At 61.4% G+C, this 21,643-nt stretch carries 27 protein-coding genes; all 27 read left to right on the top strand.

Annotated features, from left to right (window positions below; genetic code table 11):
- Positions 1 to 272 precede the first annotated feature (272 nt).
- The gene (gene rpoB / locus PHP91_RS11090; RefSeq protein ID WP_300140516.1) at positions 273 to 4,397 is read left to right on the top strand and encodes a DNA-directed RNA polymerase subunit beta; all 4,125 of its coding nucleotides are present in this window, start codon (positions 273 to 275) and stop codon (positions 4,395 to 4,397) included.
- A gap of 84 nt (positions 4,398 to 4,481) precedes the next feature.
- Positions 4,482 to 8,633 (top strand): DNA-directed RNA polymerase subunit beta', encoded by a 4,152-nt coding sequence (rpoC, locus tag PHP91_RS11085; protein ID WP_300140515.1) that lies wholly within the window; start codon positions 4,482 to 4,484, stop codon positions 8,631 to 8,633.
- 202 nt (positions 8,634 to 8,835) lie between these two features.
- A complete protein-coding gene (gene rpsL, locus PHP91_RS11080) occupies positions 8,836 to 9,207 on the top strand; it encodes a 30S ribosomal protein S12 (protein WP_300140513.1) in 372 nt (123 codons plus the stop codon).
- A gap of 97 nt (positions 9,208 to 9,304) precedes the next feature.
- The gene (gene rpsG, locus PHP91_RS11075; protein ID WP_300140511.1) at positions 9,305 to 9,775 is read left to right on the top strand and encodes a 30S ribosomal protein S7; all 471 of its coding nucleotides are present in this window, start codon (positions 9,305 to 9,307) and stop codon (positions 9,773 to 9,775) included.
- 16 nt (positions 9,776 to 9,791) lie between these two features.
- Positions 9,792 to 11,864 (top strand): elongation factor G, encoded by a 2,073-nt coding sequence (gene fusA / locus PHP91_RS11070; RefSeq protein WP_300140509.1) that lies wholly within the window; start codon positions 9,792 to 9,794, stop codon positions 11,862 to 11,864.
- A 128-nt stretch (positions 11,865 to 11,992) separates the two neighbouring features.
- The gene (gene rpsJ, locus PHP91_RS11065) at positions 11,993 to 12,313 is read left to right on the top strand and encodes a 30S ribosomal protein S10 (RefSeq protein ID WP_300140507.1); all 321 of its coding nucleotides are present in this window, start codon (positions 11,993 to 11,995) and stop codon (positions 12,311 to 12,313) included.
- A gap of 11 nt (positions 12,314 to 12,324) precedes the next feature.
- Positions 12,325 to 12,957: a 50S ribosomal protein L3 gene (rplC, locus tag PHP91_RS11060; protein ID WP_300140505.1), complete on the top strand. Its 633-nt coding sequence runs from the start codon at positions 12,325 to 12,327 to the stop codon at positions 12,955 to 12,957.
- A 14-nt stretch (positions 12,958 to 12,971) separates the two neighbouring features.
- Entirely contained in the window at positions 12,972 to 13,592 is a 621-nt protein-coding gene (gene rplD, locus PHP91_RS11055) for a 50S ribosomal protein L4 (protein ID WP_300140503.1), read from the top strand.
- Positions 13,592 to 13,882: a 50S ribosomal protein L23 gene (rplW, locus tag PHP91_RS11050; RefSeq protein ID WP_300140501.1), complete on the top strand. Its 291-nt coding sequence runs from the start codon at positions 13,592 to 13,594 to the stop codon at positions 13,880 to 13,882. Before rplD ends, rplW begins: the two co-directional genes overlap by 1 nt.
- Before the next feature lie 3 nt (positions 13,883 to 13,885).
- Positions 13,886 to 14,716: a 50S ribosomal protein L2 gene (rplB, locus tag PHP91_RS11045; protein WP_300140499.1), complete on the top strand. Its 831-nt coding sequence runs from the start codon at positions 13,886 to 13,888 to the stop codon at positions 14,714 to 14,716.
- 11 nt (positions 14,717 to 14,727) lie between these two features.
- Positions 14,728 to 14,997, top strand: coding sequence for a 30S ribosomal protein S19 (gene rpsS / locus PHP91_RS11040; RefSeq protein ID WP_300140497.1), 270 nt, complete (start codon positions 14,728 to 14,730; stop codon positions 14,995 to 14,997).
- 12 nt (positions 14,998 to 15,009) lie between these two features.
- Positions 15,010 to 15,348 (top strand): 50S ribosomal protein L22, encoded by a 339-nt coding sequence (rplV, locus tag PHP91_RS11035; protein ID WP_300140495.1) that lies wholly within the window; start codon positions 15,010 to 15,012, stop codon positions 15,346 to 15,348.
- Between the two features lie 2 nt (positions 15,349 to 15,350).
- A complete protein-coding gene (rpsC, locus tag PHP91_RS11030; RefSeq protein WP_300140493.1) occupies positions 15,351 to 15,992 on the top strand; it encodes a 30S ribosomal protein S3 in 642 nt (213 codons plus the stop codon).
- Complete coding sequence (rplP, locus tag PHP91_RS11025; protein ID WP_300140491.1) at positions 15,992 to 16,405, top strand: 50S ribosomal protein L16; 414 nt, start codon at positions 15,992 to 15,994, stop codon at positions 16,403 to 16,405. Before rpsC ends, rplP begins: the two co-directional genes overlap by 1 nt.
- 1 nt (position 16,406) lies before the next feature.
- Positions 16,407 to 16,601, top strand: a complete 195-nt coding sequence (gene rpmC, locus PHP91_RS11020; RefSeq protein ID WP_300140489.1) for a 50S ribosomal protein L29 — start codon at positions 16,407 to 16,409, stop codon at positions 16,599 to 16,601.
- Positions 16,602 to 16,603: 2 nt separating this feature from the next.
- The gene (rpsQ, locus tag PHP91_RS11015; protein ID WP_300140487.1) at positions 16,604 to 16,870 is read left to right on the top strand and encodes a 30S ribosomal protein S17; all 267 of its coding nucleotides are present in this window, start codon (positions 16,604 to 16,606) and stop codon (positions 16,868 to 16,870) included.
- Positions 16,871 to 16,888: 18 nt separating this feature from the next.
- Entirely contained in the window at positions 16,889 to 17,257 is a 369-nt protein-coding gene (gene rplN, locus PHP91_RS11010; RefSeq protein WP_300140485.1) for a 50S ribosomal protein L14, read from the top strand.
- Positions 17,258 to 17,266: 9 nt separating this feature from the next.
- Positions 17,267 to 17,590 (top strand): 50S ribosomal protein L24, encoded by a 324-nt coding sequence (gene rplX / locus PHP91_RS11005; protein ID WP_300140483.1) that lies wholly within the window; start codon positions 17,267 to 17,269, stop codon positions 17,588 to 17,590.
- 10 nt (positions 17,591 to 17,600) lie between these two features.
- Positions 17,601 to 18,140, top strand: a complete 540-nt coding sequence (gene rplE / locus PHP91_RS11000; protein WP_300140481.1) for a 50S ribosomal protein L5 — start codon at positions 17,601 to 17,603, stop codon at positions 18,138 to 18,140.
- Between the two features lie 11 nt (positions 18,141 to 18,151).
- Positions 18,152 to 18,337, top strand: coding sequence for a type Z 30S ribosomal protein S14 (locus PHP91_RS10995; RefSeq protein WP_015416585.1), 186 nt, complete (start codon positions 18,152 to 18,154; stop codon positions 18,335 to 18,337).
- Between the two features lie 18 nt (positions 18,338 to 18,355).
- Positions 18,356 to 18,739: a 30S ribosomal protein S8 gene (rpsH, locus tag PHP91_RS10990; protein WP_300140476.1), complete on the top strand. Its 384-nt coding sequence runs from the start codon at positions 18,356 to 18,358 to the stop codon at positions 18,737 to 18,739.
- A 12-nt stretch (positions 18,740 to 18,751) separates the two neighbouring features.
- Complete coding sequence (gene rplF / locus PHP91_RS10985) at positions 18,752 to 19,285, top strand: 50S ribosomal protein L6 (RefSeq protein ID WP_300140474.1); 534 nt, start codon at positions 18,752 to 18,754, stop codon at positions 19,283 to 19,285.
- Positions 19,286 to 19,297: 12 nt separating this feature from the next.
- Positions 19,298 to 19,657 carry a 50S ribosomal protein L18 gene (rplR, locus tag PHP91_RS10980; protein ID WP_300140472.1) on the top strand — a complete coding sequence of 120 codons (360 nt, stop codon included), beginning with the start codon at positions 19,298 to 19,300 and terminating at the stop codon, positions 19,655 to 19,657.
- Between the two features lie 17 nt (positions 19,658 to 19,674).
- Entirely contained in the window at positions 19,675 to 20,166 is a 492-nt protein-coding gene (rpsE, locus tag PHP91_RS10975) for a 30S ribosomal protein S5 (RefSeq protein ID WP_300140470.1), read from the top strand.
- Between the two features lie 12 nt (positions 20,167 to 20,178).
- Positions 20,179 to 20,352, top strand: coding sequence for a 50S ribosomal protein L30 (gene rpmD, locus PHP91_RS10970; RefSeq protein WP_300140468.1), 174 nt, complete (start codon positions 20,179 to 20,181; stop codon positions 20,350 to 20,352).
- On the top strand, positions 20,349 to 20,795 hold the full coding sequence (gene rplO / locus PHP91_RS10965) for a 50S ribosomal protein L15 (RefSeq protein ID WP_300140466.1): 447 nt from the start codon (positions 20,349 to 20,351) through the stop codon (positions 20,793 to 20,795). Before rpmD ends, rplO begins: the two co-directional genes overlap by 4 nt.
- Positions 20,796 to 20,822: 27 nt before the next feature.
- The coding region (secY, locus tag PHP91_RS10960) for a preprotein translocase subunit SecY (RefSeq protein WP_300140464.1) at positions 20,823 to 21,643 on the top strand (821 nt) is incomplete at its 3' end.

The following is a 21,643-nucleotide window of genomic DNA, read 5'->3' as shown; positions in this document are numbered from 1 at the left end:
CAAGGCAAAGAGCGCTCGCCCTGTTACAAGGGCGTTGCGCTCTTTGCTCTGTATGTATATATACTGGATAAATCGCTTCAAAATCTGGGTTTAAGCAATCAGACGGCTCGCCGTCCGCTCCTCGCAACAACATGCGTCCGGGTAGTCCGGCCATGGCTTAGCCCTCGTTTTTTTGACGCCTGTATCCACGACAGGCGTCGAGGCCGAGAGAGGGCGGGGGACCCCCAATTCCCCCGGGCCCCAACCATCAACCGCTCATGCATGAGGGTACAATGGGTCGACTCAGAAAAACATTCGGTAGCATCGTCAACACGCTCCCCATCCCGCACCTGCTGGAACTCCAGACCGGTTCCTACAAGCGTTTCCTCCAGGAGAACGTCCCTCCTGCCAGCAGAGGGGATGTCGGGCTCGAAGGCGTGTTTCGGTCAGTGTTTCCCATTGAAGATTTCAACAAGACCGCTAGCCTTGATTTTGTCAGTTACGAAATTGGTGAACCCAAGTACGACGTCGATGAGTGCATCTCGAAGGGCCTGACCTTCGAGACGCCCATTCGTATCACTGTCCGTCTCGTAGTTTTCGACGTGGATGAAGAAACGGACAACCGCACCATTCGTGACATCAAGGAACAGGACATATACTTCGGGACCATCCCGCTGATGACCGAGAAGGGCACTTTCGTCATCAACGGCACCGAGCGCGTCATCGTCAACCAGTTGCAGCGCTCCCCCGGCATCATCTTCGAGCATGATTCCGGCAAGTCCCATTCCAGCCGCAAGGTGCTCTATTCCTGCCGCATCATCCCCATGCGAGGCTCCTGGCTGGATTTCGACTTCGACCACAAGGACATCCTGTACGTGCGCATCGACCGGCGCCGCAAGATGCCCGCCACCATTCTGCTCAAGGCCATGGGCCTGTCGCGCGCCGACATCCTCGAGTACTACTACGAGATCGAGACGTACAACCTGCTCAAGACCAAGGTGCAGCGCCACGTGGTGGAGAACCAGTACCGCAAGGAACCCGCGTACGCCGAGATCAAGGTCGGCGACAAGGTCCTGGTGGAGAAGGGCGCTCCCATCACCAAGGCGGCGTGGAAGAAGATGGTCCGCGGCGAGGTCAAGACCATGGATGTCGATCCCGACACCCTGGTCGGCCAGTACCTGGCCCGCGACCTGGTGGACGGCAACGGCGAGGTCATCGCCGAGGCCGCCGACGAGCTGACCGCCGAACTGATCGGCCGCATCCGCGACGCGGGCGTCAAGGAACTGAACGTGCTGCACACCCGCGGCATGGACGTTTCCTCCTCCCTGCGCGACACCCTGCTGCTCGACAAGACCTCGGACGTTGAGTCCGCCCAGATCGAGATCTACCGCCGCCTGCGGCCCAGTTCGCCGCCCACCCCGGAGATCGCTGCCAACTTCTTCGAGAACCTCTTCCGTTCGGCCGACTACTACGACCTGTCGAGCGTGGGCCGGTACAAGCTCAATTCCCGCCTGGGCCAGGAGACGGACCTTTCCATCCGCACCCTGACCAACGAGGACATCCTCCTCGCGGTGAAGGAGCTGATCCGCCTCAAGGACACCCACGGCCCGGCCGACGACATCGACCACCTTGGCAACCGTCGCGTCCGCCCGGTGGGCGAGCTGGTGGAGAACCAGTACCGCATCGGCCTGGTCCGCATGGAGCGCGCCATCAAGGAGCGCATGTCGCTCCAGGAAGTGGCCACCCTGATGCCCCATGACCTGATCAACCCCAAGCCGGTTGCCGCCGTGCTGAAGGAGTTCTTCGGAACCTCCCAGCTCAGCCAGTTCATGGACCAGACCAACCCGCTCTCCGAGGTCACCCACAAGCGCCGCCTGTCGGCCCTGGGCCCCGGCGGCCTGACCCGCGAGCGCGCGGGCTTCGAGGTGCGCGACGTGCACACCTCGCACTACGGCCGCATCTGCCCCATTGAGACCCCGGAAGGACCGAACATCGGCCTGATCGTCTCGCTGACCACCTACGCCAAGGTCAACGACTACGGGTTCATCGAGACCCCGTACCGCAAGGTGGTGGACAAGCAGATCACCCCGGACGTCACCTACTACGACGCCTCCCGCGAGGCGGGCGAGGTGGTGGCCCAGGCCAACGCCCCGCTGGACGACAACGGCGTGTTCGTCAACCAGCGCGTCAACGGCCGCATCAGCGGCGAGGTTCAGCTCGTCCTGGCCGAGGAAGTGACCTGCATGGACATCAGCCCGAGCCAGACGGTCTCCATCTCGGCCGCGTTGATTCCGTTCCTGGAACACGACGACGCCAACCGCGCCCTGATGGGCTCGAACATGATGCGCCAGGCCGTGCCCCTGCTCCAGGCGGAGCAGCCGCTGGTCGGCACCGGCATGGAAGGCCCGGTCGCTCGCGACTCCGGGGCCTGCGTGCTGGCCGAGGAGGACGGATACGTCCACTACGTGGATGCCGAGCGCCTCATCGTCAACTACGAGAACGGCATCTACCCGAACTCGGGCGGCGCCAAGCATTACCAGCTCCAGAAATGGCACAAGTCCAACCAGAACTCCTGCTTCGGCCAGCGCCCCAAGGTGCAGGTCGGGCAGAAGGTCAAGAAGGGCGACGTGCTGGCCGACGGCCCGGGCATCGACGACGGCGAACTCGCCCTCGGCAAGAACCTGCTCGTGGCCTTCATGCCCTGGTGCGGCTACAACTACGAAGACTCCATCCTCATCTCCGAGCGGATGGTCAAGGAGGACGTGTACACCTCGATCCACATCGAGGAGTTCGAGCTCGTCGCCCGCGACACCAAGCTGGGACCCGAGGAAGTAACCCGCGACATCTCCAACGTCTCCGACGAGATGCTGCGCAACCTCGATGAATGCGGCATCATCCGCATCGGTGCGCGCGTCAAGCCGGACGACATCATGGTCGGCAAGATCACGCCCAAGGGCGAGACCCAGCTGACCCCCGAGGAGAAGCTGCTGCGCGCCATCTTCGGCGACAAGGCCCGCGACGTGAAAAACACGTCCCTCAAGGTGCCGCCGGGAATCGCCGGAACCATCGTCGACGTCAAGGTCTTCAACCGCCGTTCGGCCGAAAAGGACGATCGGACCAAGGCCATCGAAGAAGCCGAACTGGCCGCCTTCGACGCCAAGGAGATGACCCATGTCGCCGCCCTGACCGACACCACCCGCGACCGCATCTGGGATGTGGTCAAGGGCGAGAAGATCAAGAAGGACATCGTCGGCTCCAAGAAGACCGTGCTCGGCAAGACCGGCGAGGTCGTGGACCGCGAGGCCCTGGACGGCGTGCCCGTCAAGAAGCTTCTCGGCGTGTTCGACAAGGAGGCTGGCGATCAGGTCAAGATGATCGTGGCCGACTACGAGCAGCAGATTCAGTTCATCAAGAACATATACGACGTGAAGCGCGAAAAGGTGACCGAGGGCGACGATCTGCCTCCCGGCGTCATCAAGATGGTCAAGGTCTACGTCGCCGTGAAGCGGAAGCTCTCCGTGGGCGACAAGATGGCCGGCCGTCACGGCAACAAGGGCGTCGTCTCCTGCATCCTGCCCGAAGAGGACATGCCGTTCTTCGCGGACGGCACCAGCATGGACATCGTCCTGAACCCGCTGGGCGTTCCCTCCCGTATGAACATCGGGCAGATCATGGAGACCCACCTGGGCATGGCCGGGCGCAAGCTCGGCGAGCAGCTCTACGCGGAGCTGGAGGCCGGTCTCGGCAACCTGCGCGAGAGAGCCAAGCAGGTGCTCGGGACCAGGGAGATGGCCGAAACCATCGACTCCATGTCCGACGAGGAGTTCATTGAATCCGTCAAGGCCTCCCGCAGCGGCATCGTCGCCAAGACGCCGGTGTTCGACGGCGCGCAGGAGGAGGAGATCTGGAACTGGCTCGTCGATGCCGGATGCAGCGACGACGGCAAGTTCGTCCTCTATGACGGCCGCACCGGTGAGCCCTTCCACAGCCGCGTCACCGTGGGCATCATGTACTACCTCAAGCTGCACCACCTGGTTGACGAAAAGATTCACGCCCGGTCCACCGGCCCCTACTCCCTGGTCACCCAGCAGCCGCTGGGCGGCAAGGCCCAGTTCGGCGGCCAGCGCCTCGGCGAAATGGAAGTCTGGGCCCTGGAGGCCTACGGCGCCGCCTATCTTCTGCAGGAGTTCCTCACCGTCAAATCCGACGACGTGCAGGGCCGCGTGAAGATGTACGAGAAGATCGTCAAGGGCGACAACTTCCTGGAAGCCGGCCTGCCGGAGTCCTTCAACGTCCTGGTCAAGGAACTCATGTCGCTGGGTCTGGATGTGACCCTGCACTACGAGGACCGCAAGCGTTCCGCGACGCAGGGGCCCGCCCCCGCGTTCCCGGGCGGACCCAGGCCGTTGGTCGACTAGACGCGCTGCAATTCGATGATTGGCCCGGCCGGGCCCGATGGGCTCGGCCGGGCATCAGATAACTTTAGACGATAGGGGATATCCATGACGTTGGACGATCTGTTCACACTCCGTGGAGCGCCGAACCAGGCGGCCCAGGGCCGAAACCTGAAGGCCATCCAGATATCCATCGCGTCGCCCGAGACCATTCGCGAATGGTCCTACGGCGAAGTGAAAAAACCGGAAACCATCAACTACCGCACCTTCAAGCCCGAGCGGGACGGCCTGTTCTGCGCCAAGATCTTCGGGCCGGTGAAGGACTACGAGTGCAACTGCGGCAAGTACAAGCGCATGAAGCATCGCGGCATCGTCTGCGAGAAGTGCGGCGTCGAGGTCATCGCCTCGAAGGTCCGCCGCGAGCGCATGGGCCACATCGAGCTGGCCGCTCCCGTAGCCCATATCTGGTTTCTGAAGACCCTGCCCTCCAAGATCGGCACGTTGCTCGACATCACCATGGCCGACCTGGAGAAGGTGCTGTACTTCGACTCCTTCATCGTGCTTGATCCGGGCGAGACCCCGCTCAAGAAGCACCAGGTGGTCAGCGAGGACCAGTACTTCCAGGTCATCGACCACTTCGGCGAGGATGCGCTGAAGGTCGGCATGGGCGCCGAAACCGTGCGCACCATGCTGGAGGCCCTGGACCTGCCGACCCTGCGCGTGGAACTGCGCGAGGAGGCCGAGTCCACCCGGTCCCAGACCAAGAAGAAGAAAATCACCAAGCGGCTCAAGATCGTCGAGGCCTTCCTGGAGTCCGGCAACAAGCCCGAGTGGATGATCATGGAAGTGATTCCCATCATCCCGCCCGAGCTGCGCCCGCTGGTCCCCCTGGACGGCGGCCGTTTCGCCACCTCGGACCTCAACGACCTGTACCGCCGGGTCATCAACCGCAACAACCGCCTCAAGCGGCTGCTGGAGCTCGGCGCGCCCGAGATCATCATCCGCAACGAGAAGCGCATGCTGCAGGAGGCCGTCGACGCCCTGTTCGACAACGGCCGCCGCGGCCGGGCCATCACCGGCACCAACGGCCGCCCGCTCAAGTCGCTCTCCGACATGATCAAGGGCAAGCAGGGCCGGTTCCGCCAGAACCTGCTCGGCAAGCGCGTCGACTACTCCGGCCGTTCGGTCATCACCGTGGGCCCGAAGCTCAAGCTGCACCAGTGCGGCCTGCCCAAGAAGATGGCGCTCGAACTCTTCAAGCCGTTCATCTACGCCGAGCTGGAGAAGCGTGAGATCGCCACCACCATCAAGTCGGCCAAGAAGATGGTCGAGCGTGAAGACCTGGTGGTCTGGGACATCCTCGAGGACGTGGTCCGCGAGTACCCGATCATGCTCAACCGCGCCCCGACCCTGCACCGCCTGGGCATTCAGGCCTTCGAGCCGCTGCTCGTCGAGGGCAAGGCGCTCCAACTGCACCCGCTCGTCTGCTCCGCCTACAACGCGGACTTCGACGGCGACCAGATGGCCGTTCATGTGCCGCTGTCCGTCGAGGCGCAGATCGAGTGCCGCGTGCTCATGATGTCCACCAACAACATCCTGAGCCCGTCCAACGGTTCGCCCATCATCAACCCGTCCCAGGACATCGTCCTCGGCCTGTACTACCTGACCACGCCGCGCTCCTTCGAGCTGGGCGAGGGCATGATCTTCTCCGGTCCGGAGGAGGTTATCGCGGCCTACGACCACGGCGTGGTCGGCCTGCACGCCCGGATCAAGGTGCGCATGAACGGCGAGCTGGTGGAGACCACCACCGGGCGCATCATCGTCAGCGAACTGCTGCCGGAAAAGGTGCCCTTCGAGATGGTCAACCTGGTGCTCAACAAGAAGAACATCGCCGCCCTGGTCGCCGGAACCTACCGTCTGGCGGGCACCAAGGCCTCGGTCATCCTGTGCGACCGCATCAAGGACCTGGGCTACGAGTACGCCACCCGCGCGGGCGTGACCATCGGCGTCAAGGACCTCAAGATCCCGGACAAGAAGGCGCACCTGCTGGAAGTCGCCCACAACGAGGTGGAGGAGATCGAGGTCCAGTTCCAGGACGGCATCATCACCCGTACTGAAAAGTACAACAAGGTGGTCGACGTCTGGACCAAGGTCACCAACGACATCTCCAACGAGATGATGCAGGAGATGAGCACGGACGTCCTCGTGGACCCGAAGACCGGGGCCACCGAGGTCAACTCCAGCTTCAACCCCATCTACATGATGGCCACCTCCGGCGCCCGAGGCAACCAGGACCAGATGCGGCAGCTCGCGGGCATGCGCGGCCTGATGGCCAAGCCGTCCGGCGAGATCATCGAGACGCCCATCACGGCTTCGTTCCGCGAAGGCCTCTCGGTCCTCCAGTACTTCATCTCCACCCACGGCGCGCGCAAGGGCCTCGCGGACACGGCGCTCAAGACCGCCAACTCCGGTTACCTGACCCGCCGCCTGGTGGACGTCGTCCAGGACGTGACCATCTCCGAACTGGACTGCGGCACCGTGGACGGCCTTGAGCTCACCCACCTCATCAAGGGCGGCGAGATCAAGGAACGCCTGGCCGAACGGGTCCAGGGCCGCGTCTCCATGTTCGACGTCTACGACGAGGACTCCGGGGAGCTGATCGTTCCCGCGGGCACCCTCATCGACGAGAACTACGCCCGGAAGATCGACGCCTCCGGCGTCAACTCCATGACCATCCGCTCCGGCCTGACCTGCAAGTCCAAGCACGGCATCTGCGCCGCCTGCTACGGACGCGACCTGGCCCGTGGCCACCTGGTCAACGTGGGCGAGACCGTGGGCATCATTGCGGCCCAGTCCATCGGCGAGCCGGGCACCCAGCTCACCATGCGCACCTTCCACATCGGCGGCACCGCGTCCAAGGAGATCGAATCGTCCTCCATCGAGTCGCAGCACAACGGCCGCGTGGTCATGTCGCGCATGCGCACCGTCGTCAACTCCGACGGCCACAAGATGGTCCTCGGCAAGAGCTGCCAGGTGGGCATCGTGGACGAGCAGGGGCGTGAGCGCGAGAAGTACGTGCTTCCGTCCGGCGCGCGCCTGCTGGTGGACGAGGGCGCCGAGGTCAAGAAGGGCACGGCCCTGGCCGAGTGGGACCCCTACATGGAGCCCTTCATCGTCGACGCCTCCGGCACCATCCAGTTCAAGGACATCATCGAAGGCAAGACCGTCCAGGAGGACCGCACCTCCAAGGCGTCCTTCACCATCATGGAATACCGCACCACCAACTTCCGCCCGTCCGTAGCCCTCTTCGGCGACGACGGCGCGCCGGTGAAGCGGCCGGGCACCGACATCGACGCCCACTTCGCCATGCCGGTGGGCGCCATCCTGATGGTCAAGGACGGCGACAAGGTCCAGGCGGGTGACGTCATCGCCCGTAAGCCCCGCGAATCCTCCAAGACCAAGGACATCGTCGGCGGTCTGCCGCGCGTCGCCGAGCTCTTCGAGGTGCGCAAGCCCAAGGACCTGGCCGTTGTCTCTTCCATCGACGGCATCGTCACCTTCGGCGCCGAGACCAAGGGCAAGCGCAAGGTCGTCGTCACCCCCGAGGTGGGCGAGCCCAAGGAGTTCCTCATTCCCAAGGGCAAGCACATCACCGTCCAGGAGGCGGACTTTGTGGAGGCGGGCGACCTGCTGACCGAAGGCTCCCCGGAACTGCACGATATCCTGCGGATCAAGGGCGAGAAGTACCTGGCCCGCTACCTGGTCGAGGAAATCCAGGACGTGTACCGGTTCCAGGGCGTCAACATCAACGACAAGCACATCGAGATCATCGTGCGCCAGATGCTGCGCAAGGTGTCCATTCTCGAGCCTGGCTCCACCTCCTTCCTGATCGGCGAGCAGGTGGACAAGCAGCGGTTCATGGAGGAGAACTCCAAGGTCGCGGCTGAGGGCGGCACCCCCGCCATCGCCGAGACCCTGGTCTTGGGCATCACCCAGGCCTCCCTGTCCACGGACTCCTTCATCTCGGCGGCCTCCTTCCAGGAGACCACCAAGGTGCTCACCGAGGCCGCGCTGCGCGGCAAGTCCGACTCCCTGCACGGGCTCAAGGAGAACGTCATCGTCGGCCGCCTGGTGCCCGCCGGCACCGGTTTCCGCAAGTACACGGACACCGGCATCCAGGTCCCGGACCAGCAGGAGCGTCCCGACAAGTTCCTTGAGGAATTGGAAGAACATCCGCTCCTGGTGGAAGTGGACCGGTAATATAATTGTAATAGAAGCGTTAACATGTTGATAAAGCAGGAGAGGGGCTCCCTCTCCTGCTTTTTTGAGACCGATTTGCGTTTGGGGCCGGAAAAGATAGGCCCAAATCCCTTGACAAGAGCGGAGATTTGGGAGTATTTGCGGTCCTCTTTGCGCGAGTTGTCTCGCGATGGTAATGTATTAACTATCGATTGGAGGATGAATGCCTACCATTAACCAGTTGATCCGCAGCGGCCGCAAGGCGATGCCCAAGCGGAAGAAGACCCCGGCCCTGATGGAATGCCCCCAGCGCCGCGGCGTCTGCACCAGGGTGTACACCACGACCCCGAAGAAGCCGAACTCCGCGCTTCGCAAGGTCGCCCGTGTCCGCCTGACCAACGGCATGGAAGTGACCGCCTACATCGGCGGCGAAGGCCATAATCTTCAGGAACACTCCGTGGTTCTGATCCGTGGCGGTCGTGTAAAAGACCTTCCCGGTGTCCGTTACCACATCGTTCGCGGCTCCCTCGATACCTCCGGTGTCGACGATCGTCGCCGCGGCCGTTCCAAGTACGGCACCAAGCGCCCGAAGTAAGGTTATAGCATTTTCGTAACGCCCGGGGTGGGATGACAAAGTAGGGCGGAGGCTGCCCGAAATAATGTCCCCCCGGCCGAAATCCAAGGAGAGAAAAATGCCTCGTAAAGGTCCTGTCACCAAGCGACAGATCCTGCCGGATCCCGTATACGGCAGCAAACTCATCACCCGCTTCATCAACCGTCTCATGATCGACGGCAAGAAGAGCGTCGCTGAAATCATTTTTTACAAGGCCGTGGAGAACCTGGCCCAGAAGACCAACGAAGAGCCGCTGAAGGCCTTCGAAAAGTGCCTGGACAACGTTCGTCCCGCCCTGGAGGTCAAGTCCCGCCGTGTCGGCGGCGCGACCTATCAGGTGCCCATGGAAGTCCGCCCCGACCGTCAGACCGCGCTCGCCATCCGCTGGATGATCAACTACGCGCGCGGCCGCGGCGAAAAGGGTATGGTCGCCCGTCTTTCCGGCGAGCTGCTGGATGCCTTCAACAACCGCGGTGGCGCCGTCAAGAAGCGCGAAGACACCCACAAGATGGCTGAAGCCAACAAGGCTTTCGCTCACTACCGCTGGTAGAGTCGGAGAGTATACAGTGCCCAGAAAGGTTCCCAGAGAGAAACAGCGCAATATCGGGATCATGGCCCACATCGATGCGGGCAAGACCACGACCACCGAGCGTATCTTGTTCTACACCGGCGTGTCCCACAAGATCGGTGAGGTCCATGACGGCGAGGCCACCATGGACTGGATGGTCCAGGAGCAGGAGCGCGGCATCACCATCACTTCCGCCGCCACCACCTGCTTTTGGAAGGAGCACCGCATCAACATCATCGACACGCCCGGCCACGTCGACTTCACCATGGAAGTCGAGCGCGCCTTGCGCGTCCTTGACGGCGCGGTGGCCGTGTTCGACTCCGTCGCCGGCGTCGAGCCCCAGTCCGAGACCGTGTGGCGTCAGGCCGACCGGTACCACGTCCCCAGAATCGCGTTCGTCAACAAGATGGACCGCATCGGCGCGGACTTCTTCCGTTGCGTCCATATGATGAAGAATCGTCTCGGCGCCAAGGCCGTGCCCCTGCAGTTGCCCATCGGCGCCGAGGACAACTTCGAAGGCGTCGTCGACCTCATCGAGAGCAAGGCCTACATCTACGATCACAAGGACCACGGCGCGAGCTTCTCCACCGTCGAGATCCCCGCTAACATGCAGGACCAGTACGAAGAGATGCGCGCCGAGCTGATCGAAGCCATCGCCGAGGAGGATGAAAGCCTTCTCGAAAAGTACATGGCCGAAGAGCCGCTGACCCCCGAGGAACTGCGCGAGGGCGTGCGCAAGGCCACCGTGAGCCTGTCCATCTGCCCCGTGCTCTGCGGCACCGCTTTCCGCAACAAGGGCGTCCAGCCTCTGCTCGACGCGGTTGTCGACTACCTGCCTTCCCCGCTGGACATCCCGGCCATGAAGGGCGTGGATCCGAACAACGGCGAAGATATCGAGTGCCCCTGCGACGACGACAAGCCCATGGCGGCCCTGGCCTTCAAGCTCGCCACCGACCCGTTCGTCGGCCATCTGACCTTCCTGCGCCTCTACTCCGGTTGCATCGAGAGCGGCGCCACCGTGGTCAACGCAACCACCGGGAAGAAGGAGCGCATCGGCCGTCTGCTGAAAATGCACGCCAACAAGCGTGAGGAAATAAAAGAGGCGTACGCCGGTGACATCGTCGCCGCCGTCGGCCTCAAGAACGTGGCCACCGGTGACACCCTGTGCGACCCCAAGCTGGTCGTCGCCCTGGAGTCCCTGGACATCCCGGAACCCGTCATCGAGGTGGCCATCGAACCCAAGACCAAAGCCGACCGCGACCAGCTGTCTCAGGCCCTTGCCAAGCTCGCGAAGGAGGACCCCTCCTTCCGCGTCAAGGGTGATGAAGAGACCGGCCAGACCCTGATCGCCGGAATGGGAGAGTTGCACCTGGAAATCATCGTTGACCGCCTCCTCAGGGAGTTCAACGTGAACGCCAACGTGGGCGCCCCCCGCGTTGCGTACAGGGAAACCATCTCCGCGCCGAGCAAGGTTGACGTCAAGCATGCCAAGCAGTCGGGTGGCCGTGGCCAGTACGGCCACGTTGTCCTCGAAATCGAGCCCAACCCCGAGAAGGGCTACGAGTTCGTGGACGAGATCAAGGGCGGCGTGATTCCGAAGGAATACATCCCCGCCGTTGACAAGGGCATCCAGGATGCCATGAAGAACGGCATCATCGCCGGGTTCCCTGTGGTCGATGTGAAGGTCAAGCTGGTCTTCGGCTCCTTCCACGAAGTCGACTCCAGCGAGCAGGCCTTCTACATTGCCGGTTCCATGGCGGTCAAGGAAGCCTGCAGGCAGGCCAAACCGATCCTGCTTGAACCGATCATGTCGGTTGAAGTCGTCACCCCCGAGGATTACCTCGGCGACGTGATGGGCGACCTCAACGGACGCCGCGGCCGTGTGGGCGAAATGGAAGCCCGCCCGGGCGTGCAGGTCGTGCGCTCCTTCGTGCCTCTGTCCGAGATGTTCGGATATGCCACGGACCTTCGTTCGAAGACCCAGGGCCGCGCGACGTTCACCATGCAGTTCGACCACTACGAGAGGGTACCGAACAACCTGGCTGAAGAATTGATGGCAAAGAAAGATTAACGTCGATCCGGGATTTTCCCTTTGCTTGACATGCAGGGGGTCGGGGGGGTATTCAACCCGACCGCTCATGTGATGCATGTTCGTCAATGTACGACGAGTAAAGATAAATCCTTTGAGGAGAAAGCACTATGGCTGCTTCGATGGCGAGTGATCGCATCCGAATCAAACTGAAAGCATACGACTACCGTATTCTCGACAAGGCGGTTAACGAAATCGTTGACACCGCCCGGAATACCGGTGCGGCCATTGCCGGCCCCGTGCCGCTGCCCACCGACATCCACCGGACCACCATCCAGAAGTCCGTGCACGTGGACAAGAAGTCCCGCGAGCAGTTCGAGATGCGCATCCACAAGCGCCTTCTGGACATTCTCGAACCCACTCAGCAGACTGTTGATGCCCTGGGCAAGCTCTCGCTTCCCGCCGGTGTGGACGTCGAGATCAAGCTCTAGGAGTTGTCGTTATGGCTAAGACTCTTGGTATTCTCGGAAGAAAGCTGGGCATGACCCGCATCTTCCAGGATGATGGAACGGTGTGTCCCGTCACGGTCATCGCAGCCGGGCCCTGCCCGGTCATGCAGATCAAGACGCAGGACAAGGAAGGCTACAACGCCCTGCAGCTCGGCTATGAGACCATCGCCGAGGGCAAGGTGAACAAGCCGCTCAAAGGCCATATGGCCAAAGCGGGCAAGGCGCTGTACCGCCACCTCAAGGAATTCCCCTTGGAGGTCGTGGAAGGTTACGAGCTCGGTCAGGAAATCACCGTGGACATCTTTGCCACCGGGGACATGGTCAAGGTGACCGGGACCTCCAAGGGCAAGGGCTTCCAGGGTGTCATGAAGCGCCACAATTTCCGTGGCGCGGGTGCGTCCCACGGCGCCGAGAAGATCCATCGCGTTCCCGGTTCCGTCGGTAATGCCACCTATCCCGGCCGTGTCTGGAAGGGCAAGAGAATGCCCGGACAGATGGGGAACGCCCGTGTGACCGTGTCCAACGTGGAAATTGTCGATGTCAGGCCCGAGGACAACGTCCTGGTGGTCAAGGGCCAGATTCCCGGTCCCACCAACGGCCTCGTCATGATCCGCAAGAACGGTTAAGCGAGGTACTTATCATGGCAAAAATTCAAGTTGTCGATCAGAATAATACGAAAGTGGGCGACATCGAGCTGGCCCCCGAGGTCTTCGAGGTTGAAGTCCGTCCCGAGATTCTCAACCTGGTCGTCCGGTCCCAGCGCGCCGCCATGCGGCAGGGCACCCACGCCACCAAGACCCGCGGCATGAAGTCTGGCGGCGGCCGCAAGCCCTGGCGCCAGAAAGGCACCGGCCGCGCCCGCTCCGGCTCCAACCGTTCGCCCGTGTGGCGCGGCGGCGCGATCCTCTTCGGCCCCCAGCCGCGCGACTACGACTTCAAGGTCAACAAGAAGGTCCGCAAGCTGGCCCTGCAGATGGCCCTGTCCTCCCGCGTCTCCGAGGAGAAGCTGACGGTGGTCAAGTCCATCGAGCTGGCCGAGGCCAAGACCAAGGCGTTCGCCGACGTGGCGAGCAAGCTCGGGATGACCAAGGCGCTGCTGGTGGCCAAGGATGCGGACGAGAAGCTGATGCTCTCGGCTCGCAACATGCCCCACATCAAGGTCATCGAAGCCGAAAAGCTGAATGTTTACGACGTGCTGCTGTATCCCGAACTGGTCATGTTCGAGGCCGCCGCCCAAGACGTTCAAGAGAGGTTGAAGTAATGGATTACTCCAAAGTTCTGCTCAAGCCCGTTGTCTCCGAGAAGGCCAACGAGGCCAAGGAGAAGGCCAATCACGTCTCTTTTTACGTCCACCCCGACACCAACAAGATCGAGGTGAAGAAGGCCGTGGAAGCCGCCTTCGACGTCAAAGTCGAGTCCGTGAACATCATCAGCAAGAAAGCCATGCCGCGCAAGAAGTTCGGGCGGGTCACCGGGCGTATCCCCGGGTACAAGAAGGCCTACGTGAAGCTTGCCGAAGGCGATAAGATCGAAATCTTCGAAGGAGTGTAAGCAATGGCTACCCGTAAGTTGAAGCCTACTTCTCCGGGCCGCCGGTTCCAGACGATCTCGGATTTCGCCGAGATCACCCGGACCACTCCCGAGAAGTCGCTGACCAAGGGCCTTACCAAAAAGGCCGGCCGGAACAACAATGGTCGCGTCACCTCCCGTCGCCGTGGCGGCGGTCACAAGACGCTGTATCGTCTGATCGACTTCAAGCGCAACAAGCTCGGCGTTCCCGCCAAGGTTGCCGAAATCGAATACGATCCGAACCGCAGCGCCCGCATCGCCCTCCTGCACTACGCGGACGGCGAGAAGCGCTACATCCTGGCCCCGGTGGGCCTGAACCAGGGCGACTCCGTGCTTTCGGGCGAAGGCGCCGACATCAAGCCGGGCAACGCCCTGCTGCTGGCGAACATCCCCACCGGTACCGTGGTGCACAACATCGAGCTGTATCCCGGCAAGGGCGGCCAGTTCTGCCGCTCCGCCGGCACCTACGCCCAGCTGATCGCCAAGGAAAGCAAGTACGCGCTTTTGCGCATGCCTTCCGGCGAAGTGCGCAAGGTCCTCGCGGCCTGCTGCGCCACCATCGGCCAGGTCGGTAACATTCAGCATGAGAATATCAAGATCGGCAAGGCTGGCCGCAATCGTTGGCTCGGTCTCCGTCCGAAGGTCCGTGGTGTTGCCATGAACCCCATCGATCACCCGCACGGTGGTGGTGAGGGTCGCAGCTCCGGCGGTCGCCACCCGGTTTCCCCGTGGGGCACTCCCGCCAAGGGCTACAAGACCCGCAACAGGAAGAAAGCTTCCTCGAAGCTCATCGTCAAACGCCGCGGCCAGAAGTAGGAGTATAGAACATGCCTCGCTCGCTCAAAAAGGGACCGTTTCTCGACGGCCACCTTCTCAAGAAAGTCGAACTGGCCTCCGCGAACCAGGACCGCCGCGTCATCAAGACCTGGTCCCGTCGTTCCACCATCATTCCCGAGATGGTCGGCCTGACCTTTGCCGTGCACAACGGCCGCAAGTTCATCCCGGTGTTCGTCACCGAGAACATGGTCGGCCACAAGCTCGGCGAATTCTCGCCCACCCGCACCTACTTCGGCCACGCCGCCGACAAGAAGAAGTAGGGGAGGTAAGTCATGGAAAAAGGAATGAAGGCTGTCGCCAAGTTCATTCGCGTCTCGGCCCGCAAGACGCGTATCGTCGCCGAGAATATCAAGGGCAAGGGCGTTGAGGATGCGCTGAACATCCTCAAGTTCACCCAGCAGAAGCCCGCCGAGATTCTCAGCAAGGTCCTGTATTCCGCCATCTCCAACGCGGAGAGGCAGCCGGGAGTCGACGTTGACGCCCTGATCGTCGATCAGGTCGTGGTCAACGAAGGCCCGACCTGGAAGCGCATTCAGCCGCGCGCCATGGGCCGCGCCTATCGCGTCCGGAAGAGGACCAGCCACATCACCATCATCTTGAAGGAACAATAGATATGGGACAGAAAGTACATCCTTACGGTTTTCGTCTGGGGTATAATAAGAACTGGCTGTCCCGCTGGTACAGCCAGAAGGAGTATCCCGCCTTCGTGCTGCAGGACGACAAGATCCGCAAGTACGTCAAGAAGAAGCTGTACCAGGCCGGCATCTCCCGTCTCGAAATCGAGCGGGCTGGCGGCAAGATTCGCTTGATCATCCACACCGCGCGTCCGGGCATTGTCATCGGCCGCAAAGGTGTAGAGATAGAGAAGCTGCGTGAAGACTTGCGCAGCAAGTTTCAAACCGAGTTCACCATTGAGGTCAACGAGATTCGTCGGCCCGAGATCGAGGCTCAGCTTGTCGCTGAAAGCATCGCTCAGCAGCTCGAACGCCGCATTGCCTTCCGCCGTGCCATGAAGCGCACGGTGGGCCTTGCCAGGAAATTCGGCGCCGAGGGTATCAAAGTTGCGTGCGCGGGCCGGCTTGCCGGCGCCGAGATCGCTCGCGGCGAATGGTACCGTGACGGTCGTGTGCCGCTGCACACGCTCCGTGCCGACATTGACTACGGTTTTGCCGAGGCGGTCACCACCTACGGCGTTATCGGCGTCAAGGTCTGGATCTTCAAGGGTGAGATCCTGGACAAAGAGGTAGAACAGTAATGCTTGCTCCAAAAAGAGTTAAATTCAGAAAGCGGCAGAAAAGCCGCTTGAGAGGCAAGGCCCAACGGGGTAACAGCGTGTCCTTCGGCGATATCGGCCTGAAGGCGTTGGAGCACGGAAAGATCACCAGCCAGCAGATTGAATCCGCTCGTGTCGCCATCATGCGGCACATCAAGCGCGGTGGTAAGGTCTGGATCCGTATCTTCCCGGATTTCCCCGTCACCTCCAAGCCCGCGGAAGTCCGCATGGGCAAGGGTAAAGGCGCTCCCGACGGTTGGGTCGCGCCGGTGAAACCGGGTCGCATCATGTACGAAGTGAAGGGCGTGGACATCGAACTGGCCAAGGAAGCGCTGAAGCGCGCGTCCTACAAGCTGCCCATCAAGACGGTCATCGTCGTGAAGGAGGGTATGTAAGATGAGCACTGCCAAGGAACTTCGTGAACTGGACGACGTGAAGCTGACCGCGAAGCTGGACGAGTCCCGCAAGGAACTCTTCAGCCTGCGTTTCAAGCATGCCACCGCGCAGCTTGAGAACACCCGCGAGCTCGGCGCCGTCAAAAAGACCATCGCCCGTATCCTGACCATCCAGCAGGAACGACAGGGAGCGTAGAAATGGCTGAGTTCAAATATCAAGGCAACCGGCGCATGCTCACCGGCCTGGTCATCTCCGACAAAGGAGACAAGACCATCGTCGTGCGGGTCGAAACGCTGGTCAAGCATCCGCTGCTGAAGAAGTACATCCGCCGCCGCAAGAAGTTCATGGCCCATGATCCGGCCAATGACTGCGGTGTGGGCGACAAGGTGCAGATCGTCGAATCGAGGCCCATGTCCAAGCGCAAGCGCTGGCACCTGGTGCAGATTCTCGAGAAGGCCGTCTAGGGATAAGGAGGAAATACCATGATTCAGGTTGAATCCAATCTCGATGTGGCGGACAACTCCGGAGCCAAGAAAGTGCAGTGCATCAAGGTGCTTGGAGGTTCCAAGCGCCGCTATGCCAGCGTCGGCGACATCATCGTCGTATCCGTCAAGGAGGCCATGCCCCATTCCAAGGTGAAGAAGGGCTCGGTCATGAAGGCGGTGGTCGTTCGGACCAAGAAGGAACTCGGCCGTCCCGACGGCTCGTTCATCAAGTTCGACAACAACTCCGCCGTCCTGCTCGCAAACAACGGTGAGCCCGTGGGTACCCGTATCTTCGGACCCGTGGCCCGTGAACTGCGCGCTGCCGGCTTCATGAAGATCGTTTCCCTCGCCCCCGAGGTCCTGTAAGAGGATAAAATGATGAAGACCAAGATCCGTAAAGACGACAAAGTCATGGTCATCGCCGGGAAGGACAAGGGAAAGATCGGCAAGGTGCTCAAGATCCTCCCCAAGCAGGACAAGGTCCTGGTTGAGAAGGTGAACATGGTCCAGCGCCACACCAAAGCCAATCCCTATGCCCAGCAGCCCGGCGGGATTATCGAGAAGGAAGCCCCGATCCATGTATCCAATGTGGCCGTAGTGTGCGATGCGTGCACGAAGCCCACGCGGATCGGGTACAAGAAGACTGAAGACGGGAAGAAAGTTCGCTTCTGCAAGAAGTGCAACGAGATCTTCAAGTAAGGTTATCAGTATGACACGTCTCGAAAAGGTATACACCGAAAAGGTGGTCCCCGAGCTCCAGAAGGAGTTCGGCTACAGTTCCTCCATGGAGATCCCCAAATTGGTGAAGATCTCCCTGAACATCGGTCTCGGAGCCGCTACTCAGAACAGCAAGCTCGTCGACGCCGCCGCCCAGGAACTGACCGCCATCGCCGGCCAGAAGGCCGTTGTCACCAAGGCCAAGAAGTCCATCGCCCAGTTCAAGCTGCGCGAAGGCATGCCCATCGGCGCGCGGGTCACCCTGCGTGGCGACATCATGTGGGACTTCTATGACAAGCTCGTGAGCTTCGCCTTGCCCCGCGTCCGCGACTTTCGCGGCGTTGCCGACCGTGGTTTCGACGGCCGCGGCAACTTCACGATGGGCATCAAGGAGCACACCATATTCCCCGAACTCGAAATCGATAAGATCGAGCTGGTCAAGGGCATGAACATCACCGTGTGCACCACGGCGAAGACCGACAAGGAGGGCAAGATGTTGCTTGACCTCCTCGGCATGCCCTTTAAAAAGTAGGAGGACGGAAAGTGGCCAAAACAAGCATTCGCGTTAAGGCTCGCCGCACACCGAAGTTCAAGGTTCGCGCGTACAATCGTTGTCCGATTTGTGGCCGTCCTCGTGCTTTTCTGAGGCGCTACGGCATCTGCCGTATCTGCTTCCGCAACAAGGCTCTCGCCGGTGAGTTGCCCGGCGTCCGCAAGGCGAGCTGGTAATTCCAAGGAGAAAATGAAATGGCTGTTGTTGATCCTGTAGCCGACATGTTGACCCGCATCCGGAATGCGTACGGCGCCTACCACAATGAGGTTGTCGTGCCTACCTCCAAGATGAAGGCCTCCATTGCGGGTATCCTGAAGGAAGAAGGTTATATCACCGACTACGCTGTCGAGGACAGGGACATCAGTATTACCCTCAAGTACGCCGACGGCAAACCGCTGGTCACTGGCCTGAAGAAGGTCAGCAAGCCCGGTCGCCGCGTGTACGTTGGTGCTTCTGATATCCCCCGCGTGCAGAACGGTATCGGTATTTGCATCGTATCCACCTCCAAGGGGCTGCTCGAAGGCGCCAAGGCCAAAGAGGCCAACGTCGGCGGCGAGCTGCTTTGTGAAATCTGGTAGAGAGGTTCCAAAATGTCTCGCATAGGAAAAAATCCCATCGATATCCCCAGTGGTGTCGAGGTGACGGTTGGAGCCTCCGAAATCCAGGTCAAGGGCCCCAAGGGGACTCTGAAGACGCCGGTTCACGCAACCGTCGAGTACAAGGTTGAGGATGGCAAGGTCTTTGTCACCCGTGTCAATGATTCCCGCTCCGCCCGCGGCCAGCACGGTCTTCGTCGGACCCTGCTCGCCAACTGCGTGGAGGGCGTGTCCAAGGGCTACTCCAAGGCCCTGGAAGTCATCGGCGTCGGTTACAAGGTTTCCGTCCAGGGCAAGAAGGTCATCTTGAACGTCGGGTTTTCGCACCCGGTCGAGTTCGACCTGCCCGAGGGCATCGAAGCCAAGGCCGAGGGCAGCAAGCTGACCGTCGAAGGCATCGACAAGGAACTTGTCGGTGAAGTCGCCGCTCGCATCCGCCGCGTGCGTCCGCCCGAGCCTTACAAGGGCAAGGGCATCAAGTACGCCGAAGAAGTCATCCGCCGCAAGGCCGGCAAGTCCGGCAAGTAGGGGTAATGCGCCATGAGTAAGAGCAAAAACGAGCAGCGGCTTCTGCGGAAGCCGCGCATCAGAAAGAAGATCTCCGGAACCGAATCCCGGCCCCGCCTGGTCGTTTTCCGCTCCAACCAGCACCTCTATGCCCAGCTGGTGGACGATGTGAACGGCGTGACCCTGGCCTCCTCCAGCACTCAGGTGCTGGGCAAGGAAGGCGAGGCTCTCAAGGCCAACAAGGATTCCGCCGCCAAGGTCGGCAAGGACATCGCCGCCCGCGCGCTGGAGAAGCAGATTGAGACCGTGGTCTTCGACCGCAACGGCTATATCTATCACGGCAAGATCAAAGCCCTTGCCGACGGCGCCCGCGAAGCCGGGCTGAAATTCTAGGTAGCTGGGATATGACAATGGAACAAAATGAAAGTGGACTGATCGAAAAAATCGTCTACCTCAATCGAGTCGCCAAGGTCGTCAAGGGCGGCCGCCGTTTCAGCTTCAGCTGCCTGGTGGTCGTCGGCGATGGTGAAGGTACGGTCGGGTACGGTCTCGGCAAGGCCAACGAGGTCCCCGAGGCTATTCGCAAGGCCACCGAGCGCGCCAAGAAGAGCATGATCCGCGTACCGCTGCTGGACGGCACCCTGCCTTACGAGGTCCTGGGTCGCTTCGGCGCCGGCCGCGTGCTGCTCAAGCCCGCCTCCCGTGGTACCGGCATCATTGCCGGTGGTCCGGTCCGTGCGATCATGGAGGCTGTCGGCGTCCATGACATCCTGACCAAGGCAATCGGCACCAACAACCCGCACAACGTGCTGCGGGCCGCCATTGCCGGTCTCGAATCCCTGCGCAGCGCCGAGGACATCACCTCCCTGCGCGGCGTCTCGGTTTCCACGCCGAGAAAGTAAAGGAGACTGACCGTGTTGAAAGTCAAACAGATCAAAAGCAAGATCACGTGCCAGCCGAACCAGATCAAGGTTCTGGAATCCCTCGGCCTGCGCAAGATCAACCAGGTCAAGGAGCACAACGATACTCCCGCCATCCGCGGCATGATCTACAAGGTGCGTCACCTGGTGGAGGTTAGCGAGTCATGAGACTGCATGAATTGTATGCATTCCCGGAAGAATACAAGAATCGCAAGCGCGTAGGCCGCGGTTCCGGTTCCGGTTCCGGCAAGACCGCCGGTCGGGGCCACAAGGGCCAGAACGCCCGTGCGGGCGGCGGTGTCCGTCCCGGCTTTGAAGGCGGCCAGATGCCTCTGGCCCGTCGTCTGCCGAAGCGCGGTTTCAAGAACCTCTTCCGTGTCGAATACGAGGCCGTCAACGTGGGTCGCCTGCTGGCCCTGTTCGAGGGCAAGGACGAGATCACCCTGGCCGACATGTACGAGCGCGGCGTCGTGAAAAGCGGCGCTCCGGTCAAAGTGCTCGGCACCGGTGAAGTCGGCAAGGCCGTGACCATTGAAGCCCACCGTTTCAGTGCTTCCGCTGCCGAGAAGATCGCCAAGGCCGGCGGTACCGCCAAGGCCATTGAAGGCTAACAAGAGTACATCGGAAGGGTTGTTATCGTGGCGATGTCAGGAGTTGAGAATCTTGCCCGACTGCCAGAGCTGAAAAAGAAACTGCTCTGGACGTTCGCACTGCTCGCTGTCTACCGGATGGGCATTCATATCCCTATTCCCGGCGTCGACAGCGCCGCCCTGGCGGAGTTCTTCGCCCAGGCGCAGAACACCCTGTTCGGGATCTTCGATATGTTCTCGGGCGGTGGACTGAAAAACATGTCCATCTTCGCCCTGGGAATCATGCCCTACATCTCCTCGTCCATCATCCTTCAGCTCCTGACCGTCGTGTCGCCCGAGCTGAAGCGCTTGCAGAAGGAAGAGGGCGAGGCGGGGCGCAAGAAGATCACCCAGTATACCCGGTATGGGACCGTGGTCATCACCGTTATCCAGGGCTTCGCCATCGCGACGGGCCTGGAGAGCGCGGCCAGTCCCACCGGGGCGCCCATGGTGCTGATCCCGGGCATCGGCTTCAAGCTGATGACCGTGCTCACGCTCACCGCGGGCACCGTGTTCCTCATGTGGCTGGGCGAGCAGATGACCGAGAAGGGCATCGGCAACGGGATCTCGCTTCTGATCTTCGCGGGCATCGTCGAGCGCATCCCCAGCGCGATCTTCAACGAGATCTCTTTGGTGCGCCTGGAGGAGAAGGGGCTGATCACGGAACTCGTCATGCTCGGGCTGCTCATCGTGGTCATCCTGCTGGTGGTGTGGGTGGAGACGGCCCAGCGCAAGATCCCGGTCCAGTACGCCAAGCGCGTCGTCGGGCGCAAGATGTACGGCGGGGCCTCCAGCTACCTGCCCTTGAAGGTCGACCAGTCCGGCGTCAT

This window comes from Pseudodesulfovibrio sp. (assembly GCF_028692895.1).
Classification (GTDB): domain Bacteria; phylum Desulfobacterota; class Desulfovibrionia; order Desulfovibrionales; family Desulfovibrionaceae; genus Pseudodesulfovibrio.
This window is presented reverse-complemented; position numbering and strand designations above follow the sequence as displayed.